General features: G+C 64.2%; 7 protein-coding genes. 3 read left to right on the plus strand and 4 right to left on the minus strand.

What is annotated here, in order from left to right; translation table 11 throughout:
* Positions 1-188 precede the first annotated feature (188 nt).
* The 3 genes from N7422_RS25205 to N7422_RS25215 all read right to left on the minus strand — a co-directional run bounded on the left by N7422_RS25205 (position 189) and on the right by N7422_RS25215 (position 3,237).
* The gene (locus tag N7422_RS25205) at positions 189-1,853 is read right to left on the minus strand and encodes a cation acetate symporter (RefSeq protein WP_279809059.1); all 1,665 of its coding nucleotides are present in this window, start codon (positions 1,851-1,853) and stop codon (positions 189-191) included.
* Positions 1,850-2,161 carry a DUF485 domain-containing protein gene (locus tag N7422_RS25210; RefSeq protein ID WP_279809060.1) on the minus strand — a complete coding sequence of 104 codons (312 nt, stop codon included), beginning with the start codon at positions 2,159-2,161 and terminating at the stop codon, positions 1,850-1,852. Before N7422_RS25210 ends, N7422_RS25205 begins: the two co-directional genes overlap by 4 nt.
* A gap of 215 nt (positions 2,162-2,376) precedes the next feature.
* A complete protein-coding gene (locus tag N7422_RS25215) occupies positions 2,377-3,237 on the minus strand; it encodes a glycine betaine ABC transporter substrate-binding protein (protein WP_279809061.1) in 861 nt (286 codons plus the stop codon).
* 205 nt (positions 3,238-3,442) lie between these two features.
* On the opposite strand from N7422_RS25215, the gene N7422_RS25220 reads away from it, so the two are divergent.
* On the plus strand, positions 3,443-5,008 hold the full coding sequence (locus N7422_RS25220; RefSeq protein ID WP_279809062.1) for a beta (1-6) glucans synthase: 1,566 nt from the start codon (positions 3,443-3,445) through the stop codon (positions 5,006-5,008).
* A gap of 86 nt (positions 5,009-5,094) precedes the next feature.
* Here N7422_RS25220 and N7422_RS25225 read toward each other — a convergent pair whose 3' ends face one another.
* On the minus strand, positions 5,095-5,448 hold the full coding sequence (locus N7422_RS25225; RefSeq protein WP_279809063.1) for a hypothetical protein: 354 nt from the start codon (positions 5,446-5,448) through the stop codon (positions 5,095-5,097).
* A 216-nt stretch (positions 5,449-5,664) separates the two neighbouring features.
* Here N7422_RS25225 and N7422_RS25230 point away from each other — a divergent pair, with 216 nt between their 5' ends.
* Positions 5,665-6,963, plus strand: a complete 1,299-nt coding sequence (locus tag N7422_RS25230) for a serine/threonine protein kinase (RefSeq protein ID WP_279809064.1) — start codon at positions 5,665-5,667, stop codon at positions 6,961-6,963.
* 73 nt (positions 6,964-7,036) lie between these two features.
* Positions 7,037-7,771, plus strand: coding sequence for a VacJ family lipoprotein (locus N7422_RS25235; protein WP_279809067.1), 735 nt, complete (start codon positions 7,037-7,039; stop codon positions 7,769-7,771).
* Positions 7,772-7,851: the final 80 nt, after the last annotated feature.

Consider the following 7,851-nt stretch of genomic DNA (forward strand, 5'->3'; position numbering starts at 1 on the left):
TCCTTGAGGGTGTCGTGCCTTACGGCGTTAGTGCAGTTGGCAAGAAGGATTATTAGTGAGCATGGCGGGCAGGCTGAGTAAGACCGTTCCCAACGGACGTGAGAAATTTCCCAGCGATTTGCAGCGGTGAAGTGTCAGAAACGCCAACGCCCCGGCGAACCGGGGCGTTGGCGTTTCAGTTCAACAACTTAGTGAGAGACGGCGCCGCTGGCCCCCAGGCCGGTCTGCGAACGCACGAACTGCGGGAAGAACAGCGCACGTTCGTCTTCGGCTGCCTTGGACTTGTCGGTGACCGAGAAGAACCAGATGCCGGCGAAGGCGATGATCATCGAGAACAGCGCTGGGTACTCGTACGGGTAGATGGCTTTCTCATGGCCAAGGATCTGCACCCAGATGGTCGGGCCGAGAATCATCAGGCCCACCGCGCTGACCAGGCCCATCCAGCCGCCGATCATGGCGCCGCGGGTGGTCAGCTTCTTCCAGTACATCGAGAGCAGCAGCACCGGGAAGTTGCAGCTGGCGGCGATGGAGAAGGCCAGGCCGACCATGAAGGCGATGTTCTGGTTCTCGAACGAGATCCCCAGGCCGATCGCCAGCACGCCCAGGGCGATGGTGGTGATCTTAGACACGCGGATCTCGTCCTTGTCGTTGGCCTTGCCCTTGCGCCAGACGCTGGCGTACAGGTCGTGGGACACCGCCGAGGCACCGGCCAGGGTCAGGCCGGCGACCACCGCCAGGATGGTGGCGAAGGCCACCGCCGAGATGAAGCCGAGGAACACGCTGCCACCCACGGCATCGGCCAGGTGCACCGCCGCCATGTTGTTGCCGCCGATCAGGGCGCCGGCGGCGTCCTTGAAGTCAGGGTTGGTGCTGACCAGCAGGATCGCGCCGAAGCCGATGATGAAGGTCAGGATGTAGAAGTAACCGATGAAGCCGGTGGCATAGAGCACGCTCTTGCGCGCTTCCTTGGCGTCGCTGACGGTGAAGAAGCGCATCAGGATATGCGGCAGGCCGGCGGTACCGAACATCAGCGCCAGGCCCAGCGAGAACGCCGAGATCGGGTCCTTGACCAGGCCGCCTGGGCTCATGATCGCCTCGCCCTTGGCATGTACCTTGATCGCCTCGGAGAACAGGGTGTTGAAGTCGAAGCCGACATGCTTCATCACCATCAGCGCCATGAAGCTGGCACCGGACAGCAGCAGCACCGCCTTGATGATCTGCACCCAGGTGGTGGCGAGCATGCCGCCGAACAGCACGTACAGGCACATCAGGATGCCGACCAGGATCACCGCGATGTGGTAGTCCAGGCCGAACAACAGCTGGATCAGCTTGCCGGCGCCGACCATCTGCGCGATCAGGTAGAAGGCCACCACCACCAGCGAGCCCGAGGCCGACAGGGTGCGGATTTCTTTCTGCCCGAGGCGGTACGAAGCCACGTCGGCGAAGGTGTACTTGCCCAGGTTGCGCAGGCGTTCGGCGATCAGGAACAGGATGATCGGCCAGCCGACCAGGAAGCCGATGGAGTAGATCAGGCCGTCATAGCCCGAGGTGAACACCAGTGCGGAAATCCCCAGGAACGAGGCGGCCGACATGTAGTCGCCGGCGATCGCCAGGCCGTTCTGGAAACCGGTGATGCGGCCACCGGCAGCGTAGTAGTCCGATGCCGACTTGTTGCGTTTGGAGGCCCAGTAGGTAATCCCCAGGGTGAAGACGACGAAGGCCAGGAACATGGCGATCGCCGAGACGTTCAGCGGCTGCTTGCGCACCTCGCCGGTCAGGGCATCGGCGGCCCACACGGCGGGTGCGAAAGCGCCGCAGGCCAGGACGGCCAGGGCTTTGGCGTGACGGATCATTGCTTGGCCTCCTCGAGGATCGCCTTGTTCAGTTCATCGAACTCGCCGTTGGCACGGCGCACGTAGATGGCGGTGAGCACGAATGCCGAGACGATCAGGCCGACGCCCAGGGGAATGCCCCAGGTGATCGACGAGTCCGGGCTGAGCTTGCTGCCGAGCACGTGCGGGCCATAGGCGATGAGGAGGATGAAGGCGCAGTAGAGGCCGAGCATGATCGCCGAGAGTATCCAGGCGAAGCGTTCGCGCTTGGTGACCAGCTCCTTGAAGCGCGGGCTGTTCTGTATCGAGAGGTAAATGCTGTCGTTCATTGTTTTTGTCCTAGCAGCACAGATTAGGGAGAACCCGACTCCACTTTATGCTGCCGTTGAACGCCAACCAGACGACCTTAGTCTTAGATGCAACGGTGTTTTGCAGATTTCGTAACAACCAGAATCCGCCATGGGCCCGTCGCGGGTAAACCCGCTCCCGCAGGATCACCACGACCTGTGAGAGCGGGTTTACCCGCGAAGGGCTCGACGGCCGATTACTTGCCGGTCCACTCCTTGACCCGCTCCGGGTGCTTGGACACCCAGTCCTTGGCCGCAGCCTCAGGCTTGGCGCCTTCCTGGATCGCCAGCATCACCTCGCCGATCTCATCCTTGGACTGCCACTGGAACTTCTTGAGGAACGCGGCCACTTCCGGCGCCTTCGTCGCCAAGTCCTTGCTGCCGATGCTGTTGACCGTCTCGGCGGCGCCATACACGCCTTTGGGATCTTCGAGGAACTTGAGCTTCCACTTGGCGAACATCCAGTGCGGCACCCAGCCGGTGACGGCGATGGACTGCTGCTTGGCATAGGAGCGGCCCAGTTCGGCGGTCATCGCCGCGCCGGAACTGGCGGTGAGCTTGTAGCCGGTCAGGTCGTAGTCCTTGATGGCCTGATCGGTCTTGAGCATGACCCCGGAGCCGGCGTCGATACCGACGATCTTCTTCTTGAAGCTGTCGTCGCTCTTGAGGTCGGCGATGCTGCTGGCCTTGACGTACTCGGGGACGATCAGGCCGATCTTGGCGTCCTTGAAGTTGGGGCCATAGTCGACCACTTGATCCTTGTTCTTGGTCCAGTAGTCGCCATGGGTCACCGGCAACCAGGCCGAGAGCATGGCGTCGAGCTTGCCGGTGGCCACGCCCTGCCACATGATGCCGGTGGCCACGGCCTGCAGTTTCACGTCGTAGCCGAGTTTCTGCCTGATCACTTCGGCGGCCACGTTGGTGGTGGCCACGCTATCGGACCAGCCATCGACATAGCCGATGCTCACTTCTTTGGCCATTGCCTGCGCAGCGCTCATGCCCAGTACCAAGGCGGCGCCCACCCCCAGGAAACGTCGCATTCTTGTAAAAGTAGCCATCAAAGCATTCCCTCGTCAGGTCTTGGAGATTGCATCATCGGCCTGCCTCACCCTGCGACCTGCTCTGTCAGCGACCTTCAGCGAACGATCAGCGACAGCACCGTGCCATTAGCGCCATCGAGGGGCGCCGGCCTGCGCGATCCTTGCATGCCAAAGGCTTGGCGCCGGCCATTTGCGGCTATCATCTAGCCCTTTGTGCCCGACGATGGACCGCCCGATGCCCCGTACCGCCCGCCAGCTGCTGCCCCTCTACCTGCTCGCCTGCCTGTTGGCCCTGGCTGGGTTATGGACGCTCTGGTACGGCCTCGGCAAGCCGGTACACCTGCCCGATGCGGCGAGCCCGACGCACAAGCTGCAGTGCGCTTCCTACACGCCCTTCGACAAGGACCAGTCGCCGTTCGACCAGCCTTTCCGTCTGCGTCCGGCGCGCATGGACGCCGACCTGGCGCTGCTGAGCGAGCGATTCCAGTGCATCCGCACCTATTCGATGACCGGCCTTGAGGCGATCCCGGCGCTGGCCCGCAAGCATGGCCTGAAAGTGATGCTCGGCGCCTGGGTCAATGCCAACCCCGTCGACACCGACCAGGAAGTCGACCTGCTGATCGCCGCGGCCAACGCCAACCCCGACGTGGTCAGCGCGGTGATCGTCGGCAACGAGGCCCTGCTGCGCAAGGAGGTCACCGGCGAGCGCCTGACGCAGCTGATCGCAAAGGTGAAAAGCCAGGTGAAGGTGCCCGTGACCTATGCCGATGTCTGGGAATTCTGGCTGCAACACCCGCAGGTGGCGCCTGCGGTGGACTTTCTCACCGTCCACCTGCTGCCGTACTGGGAGGATGACCCGCGCGGCATCGACGCGGCGCTGGCGCATGTCGCCGAGGTCCGCCAGGTGTTCGGCAACCGCTTCGCGCCCAAGGACATCCTGATCGGCGAAACCGGCTGGCCCAGCGAAGGCCGACAGCGCGAGACCGCGGTGCCGAGCCGGGTCAACGAGGCACGCTTCATCCGTGGTTTCGTCGCCCTGGCCGAGGCCAACGGCTGGCACTACAACCTGATCGAGGCATTCGACCAGCCCTGGAAACGCGCCAGCGAAGGCGCGGTGGGTGGTTACTGGGGGCTGTACGACGCCGACCGCCAGGACAAAGGCGTGCTCGAAGGGCCGGTGAGCAATCTGGCGCTGTGGCCGCAATGGCTGCTGGCCAGTGCGATGCTGATGCTGGCGACCCTGGCCCTGGCCGGTCGCCCACGGGACACCCGCGCCGCCCTGCTGCTGCCGCTGCTGGCCGCCCTGGGCGCCGGCAGCCTGGGGTTGTGGGGTGAACTGATGCGTACCAACGCGCGCTTTGCCGGGGAATGGCTATGGGCAGTGGCGCTGGCCGGGCTGAACCTGCTGGTGCTGGCCCATGGCGCGTTGGCCCTGGCCCGTCGCGAGGGCTGGCGCCAGCGCTGGTTCGCCTGGCTCGAGGCGCACGCCGGCAAGTGGCTGCTGGCGGCGGGGTTCGCAGCGGCGGTGAGCATGCTGGCGATGGTGTTCGACCCGCGTTATCGCAGCTTCCCCAGCGCGGCATTGTTGCTGCCGGCGGTGGTCTACCTGCTGCGGCCGGTACCGGCACGGCGGGCGGAAGTGGCGTTGCTCGCCTTCATCGTCGGGGCGGGTGTCGCACCGCAGCTGTTCCAGGAAGGGCTGCGCAATCAGCAGGCGTGGGGATGGGCCGTGGTCAGCGTGATGATGGTCGGCGCGTTGTGGAGGAGCCTGAAGATGCGCTCGGCGTGAAACCGAGCGAGCCAGCTCCCACAGACCTGGCGTCATCCCCTGTGGGAGCCGGCTTGCCGGCGATGGGGCGCACAGCGGCCCCGCGATCACCGCACCAGCCGCAATCCCGCCAGCACCACCGCGAACACCGCGATGCTCGCGGTATACAGCACCAGCGCCGGAATCCCCAACACCAGCGCCAGCACCGCCAGCCACCACCCACCACGAGCAGGCACCAGCTGGCAGACCAGCGCCAACGCCAATGCCCCCCAGGCAATGACCTGGAAATGGATGCCCAACCCCAGCAGCGAACGTGCCTGGCATTGCCAGGTCCCCCCCGGCACGCTGCACAGTCCGACCCACTGGGGGGCCTCCATCAATCCATAGCGCACGCCATAACTGGCCGCCAGCCACAAGGGCAGCAACAGCAGCAAGGCAACGACCGGCCACCAACGCGTCATCCGGGTCTCCACGAGCGGTAATCGAAACGCAGCATGATCACTCAGCCGCCGCGGTAAGGCAAAATCATGGCCTTGCAGCTATGTTGCACAAGACTTACGTTGTCCTGCGCGGCAACATCTGGTGCGACAAACGACAGGGCGCCGGGCAACTTTGTCCCGCCTGCCATGGTCCTAGCCTGCGTACTGCACGACCTTGCGTTTTCCTTGGGGGACTACATGCTTCGATCTTTGCGCCTCGCCGCCCTGTTCGGCGGCCTGTTTCTGGCTGCGGCCGCATCGGCGCGGGATATCGATGCCGCGAGCTACGGCTATCCACTGACCAACCCGTTCGAGGCGACCATCGCCACCACGCCGCCGGACCAGCGCCCAACGCTGCCCAGCGACGATGACATCGACCAGGCCGACTACAGCCTCAACCTGCGCCCGGAACGCGAATTCACCCTGCCCGACAATTTCTGGTCGGTGAAGAAACTGCGCTACCGCCTGGCCCGGCAGGACCATGAGGCGCCGCTGATCTTCCTGATCGCCGGCACTGGCGCGCCCTACTCCAGCAGCATCAACGAATACCTGAAGAAGCTGTTCTACCAGGCCGGCTACCACGTGGTGCAACTGTCCTCGCCCACCAGCTGGGACTTCATGAGCGCCGCGTCGCGCTATGCCACCCCGGGCGTGTCGAGCGAGGACGCCAAGGACCTGTATCGGGTCATGCAGGCGGTGCGCGCCCAACAGGCCCGCCTGCCGGTCAGCGAGTTCTACCTCACCGGCTACAGCCTGGGGGCGCTGGACGCCGCGTTCGTCAGCAAGCTGGACGAGACCCGCAAGAGCTTCAACTTCAAGCGCGTGCTGCTGCTCAACCCGCCGGTCAACCTGTACACCTCGATCACCAACCTGGACAAACTGGTGCAGACCCGGGTCAAGGGTATCGACCGCAGCACCACGTTCTACGAGCTGATGCTGGAGAAACTCACCCGCTACTTCCAGGACAAGGGCTACATCGACCTCAACGAAGCACTGCTGTACGACTTCCAGAAGTCCCGCCAGCACCTGTCCAACGAACAGATGGCCATGCTCATCGGTACCTCGTTCCGCTTTTCGGCCGCCGACATCGCCTTTACCTCCGACCTGATCAACCGCCGCGGCCTGATCATTCCGCCGAAGTTCCCGATCACCGAGGGCAGCAGCCTGGAGCCCTTCTTCAAACGTGCCCTGCAATGCGACTTCGACTGCTACCTGACCGAGCAGGTGATCCCCATGTGGCGGGCGCGCACCGATGGCAACAGCCTGCTGCAACTGGTCGACCAGGTGAGCCTGTACGCCCTGGAGGACTACCTGCGCGGCAGTCCGAAGATCGCCGTGATGCACAACGCCGACGACGTGATCCTCGGCCCCGGCGACATCGGTTTCCTGCGCCGGGTGTTCGGCGAGCGCCTGACGCTCTACCCCCATGGCGGCCACTGCGGCAACCTCAATTACCGCGTCAACAGCGACGCCATGCTGGAGTTCTTCCGTGGTTAATCGACTGCTGCTCGTCACCGCCCTGCTCGCCAGTGGCCACGCCCTGGCCGAGGAAGTCGCACCGCGTGCCAGCGTGGTCGAGGCCGACAAGACCGAAACGCTCACCGTGGAGTCCGACGGCTTCCTCGATCCGCTGCGCGAGCTCAAGTTCAACCCTGGCCTGGACCAGCGCGAGTTCGAACGCTCGACCTTGGCCGCGCTCAACATCTACGACCCGCTGGAGTCGATGAACCGGCGCATCTATCACTTCAACTACCGCTTCGACCAGTGGGTGTTCCTGCCGGTGGTCGATGGCTACCGCTACATCACGCCCGGCTTCGTGCGCACCGGGGTGAGCAACTTCTTCAACAACCTGGGCGACGTGCCCAACCTGTTCAACAGCGTGCTGCAGCTCAAGGCCAAGCGCTCGGCGCAAATCACCGCACGGCTGATGTTCAACACGATCATCGGTGTCGGCGGCCTGTGGGACCCGGCGACGAAAATGGGCCTGCCGCGCCAGAGCGAGGACTTCGGCCAGACCCTGGGCTTCTACGGGGTGCCGGACGGGCCATACCTGATGCTGCCGATCCTCGGGCCGTCGAACCTGCGTGACACCACCGGGCTGGTGGTGGACTACGTGGGGGAGAAGGAGATCAACTACCTGGATGTGCCCGACACCGCCAGCGATCACCCGGAAATCACCGTGCTGCGGGCGGTGGACAAGCGCTACACCACCAACTTCCGTTATGGCCAGACCAACTCGCCATTCGAGTACGAGAAGGTGCGGTACGTGTACACCCAGGCGCGCAAGCTGCAGATCGCCGAATAACGGCAACCCCGATCCCCTGTAGGAGCGGCCTTGTGTCGCGAAAGGGCTGCAGAGCAGCCCCAGGATGTGTGCCCACCTCA

It is taken from the genome of Pseudomonas sp. GD04091 (assembly GCF_029836165.1).
Taxonomy (GTDB): Bacteria; Pseudomonadota; Gammaproteobacteria; order Pseudomonadales; family Pseudomonadaceae; genus Aquipseudomonas.

What these genes read in the sequence shown, in the direction of transcription:
- N7422_RS25205 (WP_279809059.1), bottom strand. Translation starts at nt 1,853, where the DNA reads ATGATCCGTCACGCCAAAGCCCTGGCCGTCCTGGCCTGCGGCGCTTTC.
- N7422_RS25230 (WP_279809064.1), top strand. Translation starts at nt 5,665, where the DNA reads ATGCTTCGATCTTTGCGCCTCGCCGCCCTGTTCGGCGGCCTGTTTCTG.
- N7422_RS25210 (WP_279809060.1), bottom strand. Translation starts at nt 2,161, where the DNA reads ATGAACGACAGCATTTACCTCTCGATACAGAACAGCCCGCGCTTCAAG.
- N7422_RS25225 (WP_279809063.1), bottom strand. Translation starts at nt 5,448, where the DNA reads ATGACGCGTTGGTGGCCGGTCGTTGCCTTGCTGCTGTTGCTGCCCTTG.
- N7422_RS25220 (WP_279809062.1), top strand. Translation starts at nt 3,443, where the DNA reads ATGGACCGCCCGATGCCCCGTACCGCCCGCCAGCTGCTGCCCCTCTAC.
- N7422_RS25215 (WP_279809061.1), bottom strand. Translation starts at nt 3,237, where the DNA reads ATGGCTACTTTTACAAGAATGCGACGTTTCCTGGGGGTGGGCGCCGCC.